This is a genomic window from Nocardia sp. TBRC8007 (assembly GCF_056629435.1).
The window spans coordinates 237,804-254,224 of record NZ_JBWSOR010000003.1 but is presented as its reverse complement, the minus strand read 5'-3'; the positions used below and the strand labels follow the sequence as shown (position 1 = coordinate 254,224).

The following is a 16,421-nucleotide window of genomic DNA, read 5'->3' as shown; positions in this document are numbered from 1 at the left end:
ACCAGGGGTCTCACAGTACGAGGCGAGCAGTGATCCGAGCGGCCGTATCCGGCGTTCTGAAGCACTGATGCCCCAGGGGGCCTGTTCTCATTCGCGCTTCGCAGTCCAGGCGGAGTGAGTCTTATGAGCGATGTTCGCGACCATCTCGCATTCACGCACCCAGAGCGCACTCGCCTTGCCGTGCGTGGTCAGGTCGGGAGGAGGGGTCCTGCGTAACCATGCAGGACCCCGCTCACGACTTGTCGACGGCAAGCGGGAGTCTCGGGCACGCGAACACGAGATTCGAAGGGCGCGAACACGCGCCGCCGAAGGCGGTGCGATCAAGCCCTGATCATATTGCGCAGCACGTACTGCAGGATGCCGCCGTTGCGGTAGTAGTCGGCCTCACCGGGGGTATCGATCCGCACCACGGCGTCGAAAGTGATCTTGTCACCGTTCTCCTTGGTGGCGGTGACCTTCAGGGTTTTCGGAGTAACCCCCTCGTTCAACGCGGTGACGCCCTCGATAACGAAGGTCTCGGTACCGTCCAGCTTCAGCGACGCAGCCGACTCGTTCGCGGGGAACTGCAGCGGGATGACGCCCATGCCGATGAGGTTGGAGCGGTGGATGCGTTCGAACGACTCCGCGATGACAGCCTTCACGCCGAGCAGACGGGTGCCCTTCGCGGCCCAGTCACGCGATGAGCCCGAGCCGTACTCCTTGCCACCGAGCACGACCAACGGGATGCCCGCGGCCTGGTAGTTCTGCGCGGCGTCGTAGATGAATGCCTGCGGGCCACCCTCCTGGGTAAAGTCGCGGGTGTAGCCGCCGGAGACGTCGTCGAGCAACTGATTGCGCAGCCGGATGTTGGCGAAGGTGCCGCGGATCATCACTTCGTGGTTACCGCGACGCGAGCCGTAGGAATTGTAATCCTTGCGTTCGACGCCGTTATCTTCCAGATATTGCGCGGCTGGGGTACCCGGTTTGATGTTGCCCGCCGGGGAGATGTGGTCGGTGGTAACCGAGTCGCCGAGCAACGCGAGCACCCGAGCGCCGATGATGTCGGTGACCGGCTCCGGGGTCTGCGGCATGCCCTCGAAGTACGGGGGCTTGCGCACATAGGTGGATTCCTCGGCCCATTCGAAGGTCCTGCCTTCCGGAGTGGGCAGGCTGCGCCAGCGTTCGTCGCCCTTGAAGACGTCTTTGTAGTCCTCGAGGAACATGTCGCGGGAAATGACCCGGTCGATGGTCTCCTGGATCTCTTGCGGCGAGGGCCAGATATCTTTCAGGTACACGTCCTTGCCGTCGGTGCCCTTGCCCAGCGCGTCGTGTTCGAAGTCGAAGTCCATGGTTCCCGCGAGCGCGTAGGCGATGACCAGCGGCGGGGAAGCCAGATAGTTCATCTTCACGTCGGGGGAGATTCGGCCCTCGAAGTTGCGGTTGCCCGACAACACCGCAGTGACGGTGAGGTCGTTGTCGTTGACCGCTTTGGAGATCTCTTCCGGCAGTGGCCCGGTGTTGCCGATGCAGGTGGCGCAGCCGAAGGCGACCAGGTTGAAGCCCAACTTGTCCAGGTACGGCCACAGGCCGGCCTTCTCGTAGTAGCCGTTGACGACCTGGGAACCCGGTGCCATGGACGTCTTCACCCACGGCTTGCGGGTCAAGCCCTTGTCCACCGCGTTGCGGGCGAGCAGGGCGGCGCCGAGCATGACCGACGGGTTGGAGGTGTTGGTGCACGAAGTGATCGAAGCGACTACTACCGCGCCATGGTCGAGTACGAAGTCGCCGTACTCCTCAGTGCTCACCTTGACCGGCTTGGACGGACGGCCCTCGGCGTTATCGGCGGCCGACACCAGCGCGGCGTCGTCGTCGGCGAAAGACAGCACCGCGGGATCGCTTGCGGGGAAGGATTCCTCGATGGCCTCGTCCAGGTTCGAGTGCGGCGTGCTCGCGGCAGGACCGCTGACCTCGTCGCTGGTGTAGTTGTGGATGTCCTTACGGAAGGCGACCTTGGACTCCGACAGCAGGATGCGGTCCTGCGGGCGCTTCGGGCCTGCGATGGACGGCACCACGGTGCTCAGGTCCAGCTCGAGGTATTCGGAGTAGGCGGGCTCGTTGTCCGCGTCGTGCCAGAGTCCTTGCTCCTTGGCGTAGGCCTCGACCAGCGCGACCTGCTCTTCGGTACGGCCGGTCAGGCGCAGGTAGTCGACGGTCACGTCGTCGATCGGGAAGATCGCCGCAGTGGAACCGAATTCCGGGCTCATGTTGCCGAGGGTGGCGCGGTTGGCCAGCGGTACTTCGGCCACGCCCTTGCCGTAGAACTCGACGAACTTGCCGACCACGCCGTGCTTGCGCAGCATGTCGGTGACGGTGAGCACCACATCGGTCGCGGTCACCCCCGGTTTGATCTCGCCGGTCAGTTTGAAGCCGACCACGCGCGGGATCAGCATCGAGACGGGCTGGCCGAGCATGGCCGCCTCGGCCTCGATACCGCCGACGCCCCAGCCGAGGACGCCGAGGCCATTGACCATCGTGGTGTGTGAGTCGGTACCCACACAAGTGTCCGGATAAGCCTGGACCGCGCCCTGCTTGTTCTCGCGGACCATGACGACTCGGGCCAGGTGCTCGATGTTGACCTGGTGCACGATGCCGGTGCTGGGCGGGACGACCTTGAAGTCGTCGAACGCGGTCTGGCCCCAGCGCAGGAACTGGTAGCGCTCACCGTTGCGCTGGTATTCGATGTCGACGTTGCGTCGGAAGGCGTCTTCGCGGCCGAAGACGTCGATGATCACAGAGTGGTCGATGACCATCTCGGCGGGTGCGAGCGGGTTCACTTTGTCCGGGTCGCCACCAAGGGTGGCCACGGCCTCGCGCATGGTGGCCAGGTCCACGATGCACGGCACACCAGTGAAGTCCTGCATGATGACGCGAGCAGGGGTGAATTGGATCTCGGTGTCGGGCTGCGCGGAAGGATTCCAGTTCGCGATGGCGCGAATATGATCGGCGGTGATGTTGGTGCCGTCCTCGGTACGGAGCAGATTCTCCGCAAGGACCTTCAACGCGTAGGGGAGTTTTTCGGTGCCGGGCACGGCGGAGAGGCGGAAGATCTCGTAGGAGTCGCTTCCGACCTCCAGAGTGCCCTTGGCGCCGAAAGTATCGATACTTTTCGTCACGTCAGCTCCACTCATCTGTGAGGGTGGTCGCAGACGGGGCTGTGCCTGCGACCGAGACTTCGGAGGTGCTCCGGCGCCGATGAGCGCTGGTTTCCTCGCATTGCGACCTTAACAGTACGCTTGTCCTGTGAAGTGGTGGGGGGTGGTTCGGCGTGCCGGGTATCGATGATGCGACACCCCGTCGCGTACTGTGCTTTCGAGCCAGCAAGGAGGATATCGCCCGACCCTGCAGTGCTGGACGCCCGTCGCCTCGGATGCGGATGCCGATGCGGCTCGACAGACCGGATGGAAGATGACCGCCCCGCACACCTCCGTTTTCACCCCTTTGGCCACCGAATTGCCGCCGAATGTCACCGCCGACACCGTGCGCTCGCTCAATGAGGATTTGGCGCACGACCATGTCGCGACGTTGACCGGCAGGGACGAGGCGGCGTTGGTGGCTATCGCGGCGGACGCACGATCGCATGGAATTCCGCTGAGCATCGTGGTTGTCCCCGGCAACCCGGGACGCGAGTCGAGCCTTCGCGACCTGGCTACCGAAGTGGGTAAGACCCAGGGCGGTACCGTCGTCGTTTTCAGCGACGATTGGGTCGGCACCTATAGCGATACGTTCAGCCGTGTGCGGCTGGAATGGGCCGAAGACGCCGCAAAGTACAGTCACGGTGCGAACGTACGGGCTGCGAGCGGCTTCGTCGACCGTCTGGAGACACCGGAATCGGTGTCGTGGACTGCTGTCACCTGCATTCTGCTGGCCGGGACGTTGGCGGTGGTCGCCGGGTTGGCCTGGATCAAGGCCAGGCGCGCGCGCAAAGCTTCCCCCGGCTCCGCGTGAATCCTGGCAATCGGTTGTGACTTCATGAGGAAGCCTTTGCGCGAGTGAAGAGCGCCCCGATATCGCATACAGACGTCGATCAGAGTCTTCAGCATCCTATTAGCTAATTTTTCATTCGGTTGGTTTGCTTCAGTCTCCAGAAGACGAAACCGTATATAGCTAATTTTTGGCAACGCAAAACTGCGAGTGCTACTCGGTTGCCACAATTCTTCCCCTGTCGTGGTGTCGTGCGTTCCGAATGGCATCCACTAGGGGACTATGTGTCCTTAGAGCATGCATTGAACAGTGCGTCATGGTCCACCTTGTGTTCTGGGTATCGCTGTAATCCGGTCTTCGGGAGGTGTGATGCGCAGTAACGCCGAGTCGGTCGGCTGGCGCCCATTATGGATTGCTATTTGGTTGCTATCTGTAGCTACTGCACTGATCGCACCTCGACCGGCCGCCGCTGATCCGCTTACTCCGCAAAATTCCAGCGACAGTCAGATTGTCGAGGTCGGCGCGCAGGTCGAAGCCGGAGTGGCCGAGGTGGGTATGTTGATCAACCAGATCGCCGAGGTCGATCAGCGGCTGCGGCAGCTCGACAATGTGGTCGCCCAGCGCCGGGAAGAAGCCAATAAGGCGCTGGTGGATCTGCAGGTCGCGCGGGCCGCCGCTGATGCGGCAACCGTCGCTGTTGTCGAAACCGAGCACGCGCTGGCCGCCGCTGTAGCGCGGGTGGGTCAGGCGCGACGTGACTTCGACCAGTTCGCTATCCAGGCATATACCCGGCCGAGCTCCGATTCGATAGTCGTTTATCTCACGGCCGCCACCCCGGCGGAGATGCTCGATCGTGCGCAGCTGCTCACGCTGGTCTCGGCGAACCGGCAGCAGGTGCTGGATCGCCTGCGCTGGGCGCAGATCGATCAGGGCAACAAGAGTTCCAGCGCCCGCCATGCGAAGGCAGTCGCGGACGCGGCCGTCGCCACCGCCGCGGCACGCAAGGCCGAGGCGGAGAACGCGGTCGCCACGACGCGAGCCCAGCTCGATCAGCAGATTGCCCAACGCAACGACCTGCTGCGCAGGCACCACGACGCGCAGAGCAGGCTGGATCAGGCGCGGCAGCGTGTAGCCGGTTTGCAAGAACAGCGCAGCGCATTCCAGTCCCGGGACGTGCGGCGCAGAGCCGAAGAAGCGGCAGTGCGCGCGGCCGCCGAGGCCCGTTCGTCCGCCGACCAGGCGGCGCGTGATCGCGCCGCCGAACTGGCGGCGGGAAAGCGCCCGCATACTCAGCTGGAGGACACGCCGCCGCGACGTAACGCCCCACGGCCGAACCCACCCCCGGTCAGTGGCCCGGCGGCGATCGAGACCGTGATCGACCGAGCCATGTCCCAGCTCGGCACCACCTACGCGTGGGGTGGCGGCGACGAGGGTGGGCCGACCCTGGGTATCCGCGACGGCGGCATCGCGGACCGGCACGGCGATTTCGACAAAGTGGGTTTCGATTGCTCAGGCCTGATGGTTTACGCGTTCGCGGGCATCGGAGTCGCGTTGCCGCACTACAGCGGTTACCAGTACAACGCGGGCACGCGGGTGCCGGTCGGACAGCGCGAGCGCGGCGACATGCTGTTCTGGGGAGCCAACGGTAGTCGACATGTAGCGCTGTACCTTGGTGACGGACAGATGATCGAAGCACCGCAGTCCGGTGACGTAGTCAAAGTTTCCCCGGTCCGCGAGGATGGCATCATGCCGTACGCGGTACGGATAGTCGCCTGAAATATCGGACATTCTGGATATCGAGCGGCGTGGTGAACCCTGAATTCCCATCTTGTCGGGTCCGGTTGCGGCGCAGGTGGGCGATACCTGGAATAGTTGTGGCAGCACGCACAGGACCAAGGCGAAAGCGGGGATGTTGGTGACTTCGACGGACGGTGTGAGCGGAGCGAGCTCGGTGAAGGATGCGCCTGCTTCCGCGCCCGGCGGCCTCGGGAGTGACGTCCAGCTCCTGGAGAAGGCGATCTACGAGGTCAAGCGAGTGATCGTGGGTCAGGACCGTCTGGTCGAACGACTGCTCGTCGGAGTCCTCGCGCGTGGTCACGTGCTACTCGAGGGTGTCCCTGGTATCGCGAAGACGCTGGCTGTGGAGACCTTCGCCAAGGTGGTCGGTGGCTCGTTCGCCCGCGTGCAGTTCACGCCGGACCTGGTGCCCACCGATCTCATCGGTACGCGCATCTACCGACAGGGCCGCGAGGAGTTCGACACTGAACTCGGCCCGGTCGTGGCGAACTTCGTACTCGCAGACGAGATCAACCGCGCGCCGGCCAAGGTGCAGTCGGCTCTGCTGGAGGTGATGGCCGAACGCCATGTCTCGATCGGTGGCAAGACCTACCCGATGCCGGATCCGTTCCTAGTTATGGCGACACAGAATCCGATCGAGAGCGAGGGAGTGTACCCGCTGCCCGAAGCGCAGCGGGACCGCTTTCTGTTCAAGGTCGTCGTCGATTACCCCTCGGTGGAGGAGGAGCGCGAGATCATCTACCGGATGGGGGTGTCCGCGCCGGAGGCGAGTCGCATACTGCGGCCTGAGGACTTGATCCGGCTGCAGAAGGTCGCGGCCGACACCTTCGTGCATCACGCTCTCGTCGACTATGTGGTCCGTGTGATCGCGGCGACCCGCAAGCCTGCCGACTTCGGCATGCAGGATGTGGCGAACTGGATCTCCTACGGCGCTTCACCGCGTGCCAGCCTCGGCATCATCGCCGCGGCTCGCGCCGTCGCGCTGATCCGCGGCCGCGATTACGTCGTACCGCAGGATGTCGTCGAAGTGATTCCGGACGTATTGCGGCACCGGCTGGTGTTGTCCTACGACGCCCTCGCCGACGAGGTCAGCCCGGAGGATGTGATCAGGCGTGTGCTGCAAACTGTCGGTCTGCCGCAGGTCGCCCCGCAAGCTGTCGTGCCGGGCGGGCCGGCCCCGCACCCGGCCACCGGGTCGCAGAGCGCTCCGCATCAGCAGAATCCGCAAGCGCCTACGCCACAGCAGACCTCGCCCCAGCCACCGAACGGGCAGCCATCGCAGCCCGTGGGCACCATCCCGCCGAAGTGACCCCGGCATCGGATCCGGTTGTGTCAGTGCCGATGCCATCACACGCGCCGCCGTCTTTCCAGGCAGGGGGGTTGACCGACCCTAGGCTTTCGGTCGCGCTGAAAACCCTCGAGCTCACCGTGCGTCGCAGACTCGACGGTGTGCTGCACGGTGATCATCTCGGGCTCATCCCTGGCCCAGGCTCCGAACCGGGCGAGGCGCGCGTATATCAGCCGGGTGACGATGTGCGCCAGATGGACTGGTCGGTCACCGCGCGGACCACTCATCCGCATGTGCGGCAGATGATCGCCGATCGGGAACTGGAGACCTGGATGGTGATCGACTTGTCGGCCAGCCTCGACTTCGGCACCGCCGCCTGCCAGAAGCGTGATCTCGCCATTGCCGCCGCAGCCGCTGTCACACATCTGACCAGCGGCGGCGGCAACCGGATCGGCGCGGTGGTCGCCACCGGTGAGCGATTGGTCCGTATCCCGGCTCGAAGTGGGCGCATTCACGCCCAGTCGCTGTTACGTGACATCGCGACCACTCCGCACGTGCGTGACGGTGTGCGCGGCGACCTGCGCGGCGGTATCGAATCGTTGCGCCGCCCGCAGCGTAAACGCGGGCTCGCGGTGATCATCAGCGATTTCCTGGGGGAGATCGATTGGCAGCGTTCGCTGCGTGCCATCTCCGCCAGACACGATCTGCTCGCGGTCGAGATACTCGACCCGCGCGATCTGTCGCTGCCCGATATCGGCGACGTTGTGCTGCATGACCCGGAGACCGGGCGCACCCGCGAGTTCAGCGTGACCCCAACCTTGCGCGCCGATTTCGCCGCAGCGGCGCAACGCCATCGACAACAGGTCGAACAGGCCTTGCGTAATTGTGGCGCGCCGGTGCTCACGCTGCGCACCGATCGAGACTGGATCGCCGATGTGGTCCGGTTCGTGTCCACCCGGCGCCATAGCTTCGGCGCCCCGACCGGGCGGGTGCCACGTCAGTGAGTATTTCGCATTTCACCGCACAGATCTGGCTCGGATTCCTGGTCGTCATCGTGCTGATCGCGCTCGGCTATGTCGCGGTACAGCGCAACCGGCGCAAGCACATGTTGACGTTCACCAATATGCAATTGTTGGAGAAAGTCGCGCCCTCGCGGCCGGGTCCGTTCCGGCACGTGGCCATCGCACTAGTGCTGATAGGCCTGGTATTCCTCACCATCGCCGCGGCGGGGCCTACGGCGGTGAAGAAGGTGCCGCGTAATCGCGCGACCGTCATGATCGTCATGGATGTGTCGTTGTCGATGGAGGCGACGGACGTGGCACCGAGTCGCTTCCAGGTCGCCAAGGACGCGGGCAAGGAATTCGTCGACGGCCTGCCGAAGGGTGTGAACATCGGTTTCGTCACCTTCGCGGGAACCGCGTCGGTGATGGTGTCGCCGACGACGAACCACGAAGCGGTCAAAGCCGCCATCGACAATGCCAAACTTGCCGAACGTACCGCGACGGGAGAAGGCATCATCACCGCGCTGCAGGCGATCGACACGCTCGCCACAGTGCTCGGCGGAGCCAGTGAACCGCCACCGGCGCGGATCGTGCTGATGTCGGACGGAAAGCAGACGGTCCCTTCCTTCGAAGACTTCAACAACCCACGGCACGAGTATGTCGCGGCCCGGCTCGCCAAGAGCAAAGGCGTCCCCATCTCGGCGATTTCGTTCGGCACCGCATGGGGCACGGTCGAGATACCGGACAGCGAGGGCGGACAATCACGGCAGCAGGTGCCGGTCGACGACGAGTCGCTGCGGGAGATCGCGAAACTGTCCGGTGGCGACTTCTTCAAGGCGTCGAGCATGGGTGAACTCACTTCGGTGTACGACACTCTCGAGCAGCAGATCGGATACGAGTTGACCAGGGGGGATGTGAGTCGACCGTGGTTGCTGCTCGGCCTGCTCATCACAGCGGGTGGTGTGGTGACCGGGCTGCTCTACCGCCAGCGGTTGCCGTAGCCGGGTGTGTCGACAGCGCGCAGATCGCGGTATCCCGTTCACCGCCGGTCGAGGTGTGCCCCCCGGCGGGCCGGTCGTACCGATCGAACCGGACCAGGTAGGTTGAACCTCATGTCGAACATCACATCCCGGTCGGTTCTGGTGACCGGCGGTAACCGCGGCATCGGTCTCGCGGTCGCGCAGCGTCTGCTTGCCGACGGTCACAAGGTGGCCGTCACGCATCGTGGATCGGGGGTGCCGGACGGCCTGTTCGGAGTGAAATGCGATGTGACCGACAGTGCGTCGGTGGACAATGCGTTCGCCGAGGTGGAAGCGCACCAGGGGCCGGTCGAGGTGCTGGTGGCCAATGCGGGCATTACTGATGACACGCTGCTGATGCGAATGAGCGAGGAGCAGTTCACCAAGGTCATCGATGCGAACCTGACCGGAGCGTTCCGCGTCGCCAAGCGCGCCAATCGCGCCATGCTGCGAGCGCGCTGGGGTCGGATCGTCTTCCTCGGTTCGGTGGTCGGTTTGGCCGGCGTGCCAGGGCAGGTCAACTACGCCGCATCGAAAGCGGGCGTCATCGGTATGGCCCGTTCCATCACTCGCGAGCTCGGGTCTCGGTCCATCACCGCGAATGTGGTCGCACCGGGTTTCATCGAGACCGATATGACCAACGCGATGGAGGACAAATACAAGGAAATGGCGTTACAGGCCATCCCGCTCCAGCGCTACGGCAAGCCCGAAGACGTTGCCGCGGTCATCAGTTTCCTCGCCTCCGACGAAGCAGGATATATCACCGGCGCCGTGATCCCGGTCGACGGCGGCATGGGCATGGGCCATTGAACACATCGACCAACGCATAGCGCGGCAGGCCGCGGGCGTCGCAGGCACTCACAATCGAATTTCAGGAGAACCGAGAACTCATGGGCGGACTGCTCGAAGGTAAGACCATCCTGGTCACCGGAATCATTACCGATTCGTCGATCGCGTTCCACGCGGCGACGGTCGCGCAGGAGCAGGGCGCGAAGGTGGTCATCACCGGTATCCCGGAGCGACTGCGGCTGATCGATCGGATCGCCAAACGTCTGCCGGAGGAAGTTCCGCCTGCCATCGGGCTGGACGTCACCAACGAGGAGGATCTCGCCGCGCTGGCAGGTAAGGTGCGGGAACTGGCGCCCGAGGGAATCGATGGGGTGCTGCACTCGATCGCGTTCGCGCCTCGCACTCTGATGGGGCCGGAGGCTCGATCGTTCCTCGAAGGGCCGGGCCCGGACGCCGCCAAAGCATTCGAGATCTCGGCGTGGAGCTATGCCTCGTTGTCGCGTGCGATACTTCCGGTAATGAACGAGGGCGGATCGATCGTCGGCATGGACTTCGATCCGCGCACCGCGATGCCATATTACAACTGGATGGGCGTGGCCAAGGCGGCGTTGGAATCGGTGAACCGGTATGTGGCGCGGGAAGTGGGTGCGGCCAAGCGGATCCGCTCCAACCTGATCGCCGCGGGTCCGATCAAGACCCTGGCCGCCAAAGCCATCGCGGGCACCGCGACCGACGATGCGGCCAAGCTGAATCAGCTCAACGAGTACTGGGCGGGCGCCTCGCCGATCGGCTGGGATGTCAACGACCCGACGGTGGTAGCGAAGTCGGTCGTGGCGCTGCTGTCGGATTGGTTGCCGGGCACGACAGGCTCGATCATCTACGTCGACGGCGGAGCCAGCCATAACACCTGGTTCCCCGAGAGCATGTCGATCAACTGAGCCGAACACGATGGGAAACACCGTGATGCGGGCACCTGAGGCGCTGTTGGTGCTGTCTTTCGGCGGTCCGGAGCGCCCCGAGGATGTGATGCCATTTCTGGAGAATGTCACTCGGGGCAGGGGAGTTCCGCGCGCACGCCTGGAAGTGGTCGCCGAGCATTACCTGCACTTCGGCGGCGTCTCGCCGATCAACGCGCTCAACCGGGACATCATCTCGGCAGTCGAGGGCGAATTAACCGCGGCGGGGCTGGATTTGCCGGTCTACTTCGGCAACCGGAACTGGCATCCCCTGGTGGAGGATACCGTCGCGCGAATGGCCGCCGACGGCATCGGCTCCGCCCTGGTGTTCCCGACCTCGGCATGGGGTGGCTACTCCGGCTGTCTGCAGTATGATGAGGACATCGCAAGGGCGCGTGCCGCTTTCGGATCGAATGCGCCGGAGCTGGTGAAACTGCGGCAGTACTTCGACCACCCCTTGTTGATCGAGGCGTTCGCCGATGCGATCAGTGCGGCACGCGAACGGCTTTCATTCGGCCGCCGCACCGATGCCCGGCTGGTCTTCACCGCGCACTCCGTCCCGGTCTCGGCCGACGTCGCCGCGGGTCCGCCCACCGAGGGCGGTAGACTCTATAGCCGTCAGGTCGCGGAGGCGGCCCGATTATGCGCATCGGCAACCGGTTTCACCGACTATGACCTGGTCTGGCAGTCACGCTCCGGTCCGCCGCAAGTCCCATGGCTGGAGCCGGATATCGTCGATCACCTGGTGGATCTCGCGGCGCAGGGGGTCGTCGCCGTCGTGGTCTGCCCGGTCGGTTTCGTCTCTGATCACCTCGAGGTCGTCTGGGATCTCGACACCGAGGCCGCGAAGAAGGCCGCCGAGCTCGGCATGGAGTTCGCGCGCGCCGCCACGCCGGGCGCAGATCCCCGTTTCGCGAAGTTGGTCGTCGAGTTGATCTCCGAACATACGCATGCGAGTGAGCCCGGTCGGCTCGGTGCTGTCCCTGGATACGGTTGCACCCGCGACGGCGCCCCCTGTGCCCCTGGTTGTTGTTCCGAGGCCCGTCGTCCTGGCGCGGTGAATTGACATAGGTGCCGGTGCTCTGCCGCGGCATCCGCGGTCGTGCCATCGGGGTGACGCGTTTCGTCCGCCGATCGGGCAGAGCTCGGGGTGGTAAGCGAGCAGAGGAGCCAAGGGGGGTCAGCGGCCGCCGCGCACCGAGGCGTGCACTGCGACCAGTCGAGCGTCGCGGATCACGTCCCACAGCGGGCGTAGCAGCGATTCCTGCGCGCCGATCGCACTGGCGGAGGTGGGAGCGGAGGCAGGTTCCCGCTGGGCGACAGTGAGGATGGCCGCGACATGGTCGGCGGTATCGAGAATACGCCGGGCGCGCAGCGGAATCGATCTGGGATAGTCGTGCCGGGAGTAGTCGGCGAGTTCGGCCTCGATGAGTTCACGTGGATCGGAATCGGTCGTGCCGACCGAGGTGGTGTGCAGCTCCATGAGTGCGTCCGCGGCGTCGCGGACCGCTTCGCGCATAGCGTATTCGGCTTCACCGAGCGACATATCGGTGTCGGGACCGGTAGGGATGGGGGTGCTGTAGACGGTCCACTGCAGAGTGTCTTCGGTGACCCGTTGCGGGATGAGGCCGGTGCCGTCGGTGCCTGGTACACCGATCAGGATGCCTTCCTCCGCGTCGATGACATCGGCGGCGAACGCTGTTGCGAGGGGGACTCCACGCACATCGCCGGGAACCGGGAGCACCAGCCGCAGCTGCGCTCCCGGCTGCGTCATGAACTTGCGTATCACGGTGAGCAGGGCCATGATTCCGCTTCCCGGCAGGTCACCGTGCGCGGGCCAGGGCAGGTCGGTGCGGCCGCCGGTGAGCGGGTCACCCGCCGCGATGGTGTGTCCGGGCGCCCAGGCGTGCAAGGCTGCCAGAACGTCGTCGGGCGCACTGCGGCCGGCCAGCCAGGAGCTCGCCCACACGGTCAGCGTCGCACTTGGAGAGCACATAATTACCGAGCATAAGGGGTAGGCGTTACCGGCGGGCAGCCATGCACAAGGGCATTCGTGAGCAGCGCGCATGCCGCGAGTAGGGCTTTCGTGCGGGTTTCCGGACCGGTCTGGACACCGACCGGCGACCTGGCCCGTTCCGGAAAGGGTTCAGCCCGGCTCGGTGACGACGAAGTCGATGAGGCGCTCCACCGCACCGATGAGCGGCGCCTCCAGATCCCGGAAGGATGTCACCGCGTCGTATACCCGGCGCCATCCGTTCTGTGGAGTGCCCCAGCGCAGCCGCCTGCAGACTCCGGTCTTCCAGTCCTCGCCGTGTGGCACTCGCGGCCACTGCGCGATCCCGACGGCTGCGGGCCGTACTGCCTGCCAGATATCGACATAGGGATGCCCGGTCACCAGGACATGCGGTCCGAGCCCGGTGCTCAGTTGCGTCTCCTTGGACCCGGCCACCAAATGGTCGACGAGCACTCCGACTCGCCTGCCCGGCCGGGGTTCGAATGCCGCTAGCCGCTCAGCCAGGTTGTCCAAGCCCTCCAGCTGTTCGACAACGACGCCTTCGACGCGTAGATCGTGGCCCCACACCCGTTCGACGAGGGCTGCGTCGTGCACGCCTTCCACCCAGATCCTGCTGCCACGCGCTACCTGGGCACGCAGCCCATGTACCCGAGTGGATCCGGAGGCCGAGCGAGCTTGCCGTCTCGGTGGCGCCTCGGTCGGGCGGACCAGTGTCACTGGAATACCGTCCAGCAGAAACGCGGCCGCGCGCAACGCGAACAGACGCACCACGCCGTGGGCGTCCTCCAGTTTCACGAACTCACCGTCGTAGCTGCGATCGAAACCGACCACGGCGCCACAGAATCCTGTCGCGGCGTCTTCGACGACCAGATCGCGTTCCGCGGTAACCGTTGGGACCGACCGCTTCGATCGAGAATGTCCGGAGAAGATGTCGCCATATCCGTCACGCCCGCTCATCACCTGAAGCTAGCACTGTCGCTGAGGGTTTCGCCGCAACGGGGTTTGCCGTGCGTCTGGGGCGATTCCATGCCGAGTAGTCGGGGCGCTGCCACCCCAGATTATGCCGAGCACACTAGAGTGGTGATGTGGTCGCAATACTGTGGCTGGTCGCGGGAATCCTGCTCGCGGCAGCGGAGCTGCTCATCGGGGACTTCACGCTGTTGATGCTGGGTGTCGCGGCGCTCGGCACAGCTGGTGTCAGCGCAACAGCCGATACCTCGCCAGTCGTGGACGCCATCGTGTTCGCAGGGATCTCGGCGGTGCTGTTCCTCGGTGTACGCCCGATCATCCGCAGACGTTTCGGAACCGCGCCGCCGACACCGACCAATGTGGACGCGCTGCCGGGTAAGACGGCGCTGGTGCTCGAACAGGTCGCGGAGCATTCCGGCCAGGTGAAGCTGGGCGGGGAGGTCTGGACCGCGCGGCCGATGGACACGAACGAAGTCTATGAGCCGGGCACGACTGTGTATGTCATGGAGATCGACGGCGCGACCGCCGTCGTCTGGAAGGGGCCTTGATGGCTGTATTGATCGTTGCCGCCGTACTCGTCCTCCTGGTCGTCGTGGTGGTATTCAAATCGATCGCGCTGGTGCCGCAGGCTGAGGCCGCGGTGATCGAGCGTCTGGGCAGGTATTCGCGGACAGTGTCGGGTCAGCTCACGTTTCTCGTTCCGTTCGCCGACCGGATCCGCGCCAAAGTGGATCTGCGTGAGCGGGTGGTTTCGTTTCCGCCGCAGCCGGTGATCACCGAAGACAATCTGACCCTGCACATCGACACCGTGGTCTATTTCCAGGTGACCAGTCCACAGGCGGCGGTGTACGAGATCAGCAACTACATCGCCGCGGTCGAGCAGTTGACCGTCACTACATTGCGCAATGTGGTCGGCGGCATGACGCTAGAGGATACGCTCACCTCCCGTGACGCGATCAACGGTCAGTTGCGTGGTGTGCTCGACGAGGCGACCGGGCGTTGGGGCCTTCGGGTCGCCCGGGTGGAATTGAAGAGCATCGATCCGCCGCCATCGATCCAGGAGTCGATGGAGAAGCAGATGAAGGCCGATCGTGAAAAGCGCGCCATGATCCTCACTGCGGAGGGCCAGCGCGAATCGCAGATCAAGACAGCCGAGGGCGCCAAGCAGTCGCAGATTCTCTCCGCGGAGGGTGCCAAGCAGTCGGCTATCCTCTCTGCCGAAGGCGAACGGCAGAGCCGCATCCTGCGCGCGCAGGGCGAGCGCGCCGCCGCCTATCTGCAGGCCCAAGGGCAAGCCAAAGCGATCGAGAAGGTCTTCGCCGCCATCAAATCCGGCAAGCCGACACCGGAACTTCTCGCCTATCAGTACATGCAGACGCTGCCCATGGTCGCCCGTGGCGATGCCAACAAAGTGTGGCTGGTGCCCAGCGATTTCGGCAAGGCGCTCGAAGGGTTCGCCAAGAGCTTCGGCACACAGGGGGAAGACGGCGTGTTCCGGTACGAACCGCCCGCCACCGACGGCACGGAAGCTAAGCCAGAGGACGACTCCGATGTCGCGGATTGGTTCGATACCGCACCCGATCCAACGATAGAGCGTGCCGTGCGCGCCGCCGAGGCCACAGCGCGCACCCCGGTCGAGGGGATGACACCGACATCGCCGCGACGAGAACACGAACCCTCTCCACACCGGTCGGTGCTCCCTGCGCAGGAGGTGTCTCCGCCGCAGCAGCCTCCGGAGAACTTCACCAAGTAGGACAGTCCTCGATCGCCCCGAGGACTGAGATGCGCGCCGAGCGCGACATACTCGGCTCCGCTGTCGGCGTGCGCCGTGCAGGGCGGGACACGCACGTCTCTCTATGCGGCAGGCTACTTGCGATGTCGAGCCCGCGGGCGATACCGAGTGGCAGACTGACAGGAATGACGACACCGGGATGGGCTGATGTGGAGCGCTACCTCATGGACGCATTGGTAGCGGATCCGGCTTCTGATGCCGCGCTGGCGGCGAACAAAGCGGCGGGCCTGCCCGCGATCGACGTGCCGCCACCGCAGGGGAAGCTCCTGTATCTGCTGGCCCGGACGGTGCGGGCGCGCAGGGTGCTGGAGATCGGCACCCTCGGCGGATACAGCACGATCTGGCTCGCCCGCGCGGTCGGCACGTCCGGCCGGGTGATCACCGTGGAATTCGACATGCGGCATGCGCAGATCGCACGAGAGAACCTGGATCGGGCGGGTATGGGTGACCGAGTGGAGATCCGCGTCGGTGCCGCGCTCGAAAGCCTGCCTATCCTCGCCGAGGAGGGGCTCGACCCATTCGACCTAGTGTTCATAGATGCGGACAAAGAGAACAATACGAAATATGTGCGATGGGCGATGCGTCTGAGCCGACCGGGCTCGGTGATTATCGTCGATAATGTAGTCCGCGGTGGCGGGGTGGCCGATGCGCACTCCGCGGACTCGAGTGCGCAGGCGGGCCGCGAACTGATCGAGTTTCTCGCTGCCGAACCCGGCCTGGCGGCGACCGTGATCCAAACTGTGAGTAGCAAGGGCTGGGATGGTTTCGCCTACGCCGTCGTGAACGGCGACAACATCGAGTGAGCCCGGAGGTTGGGAAACCAGCTCCATCGTGCC

The 16,421-nt window shown here is 64.7% G+C and carries 14 protein-coding genes; 11 read left to right on the top strand and 3 right to left on the bottom strand.

Annotated elements, in window-relative coordinates:
• Positions 1-320: 320 nt before the first annotated feature.
• A complete protein-coding gene (gene acnA / locus ACX4ZE_RS05360; RefSeq protein ID WP_480272171.1) occupies positions 321-3,167 on the bottom strand; it encodes an aconitate hydratase AcnA in 2,847 nt (948 codons plus the stop codon).
• Positions 3,168-3,444: 277 nt separating this feature from the next.
• Here acnA and ACX4ZE_RS05355 point away from each other — a divergent pair, with 277 nt between their 5' ends.
• The 8 genes from ACX4ZE_RS05355 (at position 3,445) to ACX4ZE_RS05320 (ending at position 11,876) form a co-directional block, all read left to right on the top strand.
• Positions 3,445-3,984, top strand: a complete 540-nt coding sequence (locus tag ACX4ZE_RS05355) for an Rv1476 family membrane protein (RefSeq protein WP_480272170.1) — start codon at positions 3,445-3,447, stop codon at positions 3,982-3,984.
• 345 nt (positions 3,985-4,329) lie between these two features.
• Positions 4,330-5,736: an NlpC/P60 family protein gene (locus ACX4ZE_RS05350; RefSeq protein ID WP_480272169.1), complete on the top strand. Its 1,407-nt coding sequence runs from the start codon at positions 4,330-4,332 to the stop codon at positions 5,734-5,736.
• Between the two features lie 133 nt (positions 5,737-5,869).
• Positions 5,870-7,066 carry an AAA family ATPase gene (locus tag ACX4ZE_RS05345; protein WP_480272168.1) on the top strand — a complete coding sequence of 399 codons (1,197 nt, stop codon included), beginning with the start codon at positions 5,870-5,872 and terminating at the stop codon, positions 7,064-7,066.
• 32 nt (positions 7,067-7,098) lie between these two features.
• Positions 7,099-8,049: a DUF58 domain-containing protein gene (locus ACX4ZE_RS05340; RefSeq protein WP_480272252.1), complete on the top strand. Its 951-nt coding sequence runs from the start codon at positions 7,099-7,101 to the stop codon at positions 8,047-8,049.
• Positions 8,046-9,047 (top strand): VWA domain-containing protein, encoded by a 1,002-nt coding sequence (locus ACX4ZE_RS05335; RefSeq protein WP_480272167.1) that lies wholly within the window; start codon positions 8,046-8,048, stop codon positions 9,045-9,047. Before ACX4ZE_RS05340 ends, ACX4ZE_RS05335 begins: the two co-directional genes overlap by 4 nt.
• Before the next feature lie 111 nt (positions 9,048-9,158).
• Positions 9,159-9,875 (top strand): 3-oxoacyl-ACP reductase FabG1, encoded by a 717-nt coding sequence (gene fabG1, locus ACX4ZE_RS05330; protein ID WP_480272166.1) that lies wholly within the window; start codon positions 9,159-9,161, stop codon positions 9,873-9,875.
• An 80-nt stretch (positions 9,876-9,955) separates the two neighbouring features.
• Entirely contained in the window at positions 9,956-10,792 is an 837-nt protein-coding gene (inhA, locus tag ACX4ZE_RS05325; RefSeq protein WP_480272165.1) for an NADH-dependent enoyl-ACP reductase InhA, read from the top strand.
• Between the two features lie 25 nt (positions 10,793-10,817).
• Positions 10,818-11,876, top strand: coding sequence for a ferrochelatase (locus ACX4ZE_RS05320; protein ID WP_480272164.1), 1,059 nt, complete (start codon positions 10,818-10,820; stop codon positions 11,874-11,876).
• A 114-nt stretch (positions 11,877-11,990) separates the two neighbouring features.
• Here the strand turns inward: ACX4ZE_RS05320 and ACX4ZE_RS05315 are convergent, their stop codons facing one another.
• Together ACX4ZE_RS05315 and ACX4ZE_RS05310 are read right to left on the bottom strand one after the other, a co-directional pair.
• On the bottom strand, positions 11,991-12,806 hold the full coding sequence (locus ACX4ZE_RS05315; RefSeq protein ID WP_480272163.1) for a hypothetical protein: 816 nt from the start codon (positions 12,804-12,806) through the stop codon (positions 11,991-11,993).
• Between the two features lie 150 nt (positions 12,807-12,956).
• Positions 12,957-13,781 (bottom strand): DUF3097 domain-containing protein, encoded by an 825-nt coding sequence (locus tag ACX4ZE_RS05310; RefSeq protein ID WP_480272162.1) that lies wholly within the window; start codon positions 13,779-13,781, stop codon positions 12,957-12,959.
• A 128-nt stretch (positions 13,782-13,909) separates the two neighbouring features.
• Here ACX4ZE_RS05310 and ACX4ZE_RS05305 point away from each other — a divergent pair, with 128 nt between their 5' ends.
• From ACX4ZE_RS05305 to ACX4ZE_RS05295, 3 genes are all read left to right on the top strand, one after another.
• Entirely contained in the window at positions 13,910-14,341 is a 432-nt protein-coding gene (locus tag ACX4ZE_RS05305) for an NfeD family protein (RefSeq protein ID WP_480272161.1), read from the top strand.
• Positions 14,341-15,546 carry an SPFH domain-containing protein gene (locus ACX4ZE_RS05300; RefSeq protein WP_480272160.1) on the top strand — a complete coding sequence of 402 codons (1,206 nt, stop codon included), beginning with the start codon at positions 14,341-14,343 and terminating at the stop codon, positions 15,544-15,546. The genes ACX4ZE_RS05305 and ACX4ZE_RS05300 overlap by 1 nt, the downstream gene beginning before the upstream one ends.
• A gap of 164 nt (positions 15,547-15,710) precedes the next feature.
• Positions 15,711-16,388, top strand: coding sequence for an O-methyltransferase (locus ACX4ZE_RS05295; RefSeq protein WP_480272159.1), 678 nt, complete (start codon positions 15,711-15,713; stop codon positions 16,386-16,388).
• The last annotated feature ends 33 nt before the right edge of the window (positions 16,389-16,421 follow it).

Bases quoted from the DNA above. Each gene is read 5' to 3' on its own strand.
- ACX4ZE_RS05310 (WP_480272162.1), bottom strand. From the start codon at position 13,781: ATGAGCGGGCGTGACGGATATGGCGACATCTTCTCCGGACATTCTCGA.
- acnA (WP_480272171.1), bottom strand. From the start codon at position 3,167: ATGAGTGGAGCTGACGTGACGAAAAGTATCGATACTTTCGGCGCCAAG.
- ACX4ZE_RS05315 (WP_480272163.1), bottom strand. From the start codon at position 12,806: ATGTGCTCTCCAAGTGCGACGCTGACCGTGTGGGCGAGCTCCTGGCTG.
- inhA (WP_480272165.1), top strand. From the start codon at position 9,956: ATGGGCGGACTGCTCGAAGGTAAGACCATCCTGGTCACCGGAATCATT.
- ACX4ZE_RS05340 (WP_480272252.1), top strand. From the start codon at position 7,099: ATGCCATCACACGCGCCGCCGTCTTTCCAGGCAGGGGGGTTGACCGAC.
- ACX4ZE_RS05320 (WP_480272164.1), top strand. From the start codon at position 10,818: ATGCGGGCACCTGAGGCGCTGTTGGTGCTGTCTTTCGGCGGTCCGGAG.
- ACX4ZE_RS05355 (WP_480272170.1), top strand. From the start codon at position 3,445: ATGACCGCCCCGCACACCTCCGTTTTCACCCCTTTGGCCACCGAATTG.
- ACX4ZE_RS05345 (WP_480272168.1), top strand. From the start codon at position 5,870: ATGTTGGTGACTTCGACGGACGGTGTGAGCGGAGCGAGCTCGGTGAAG.
- ACX4ZE_RS05295 (WP_480272159.1), top strand. From the start codon at position 15,711: ATGACGACACCGGGATGGGCTGATGTGGAGCGCTACCTCATGGACGCA.
- fabG1 (WP_480272166.1), top strand. From the start codon at position 9,159: ATGTCGAACATCACATCCCGGTCGGTTCTGGTGACCGGCGGTAACCGC.
- ACX4ZE_RS05350 (WP_480272169.1), top strand. From the start codon at position 4,330: ATGCGCAGTAACGCCGAGTCGGTCGGCTGGCGCCCATTATGGATTGCT.
- ACX4ZE_RS05300 (WP_480272160.1), top strand. From the start codon at position 14,341: ATGGCTGTATTGATCGTTGCCGCCGTACTCGTCCTCCTGGTCGTCGTG.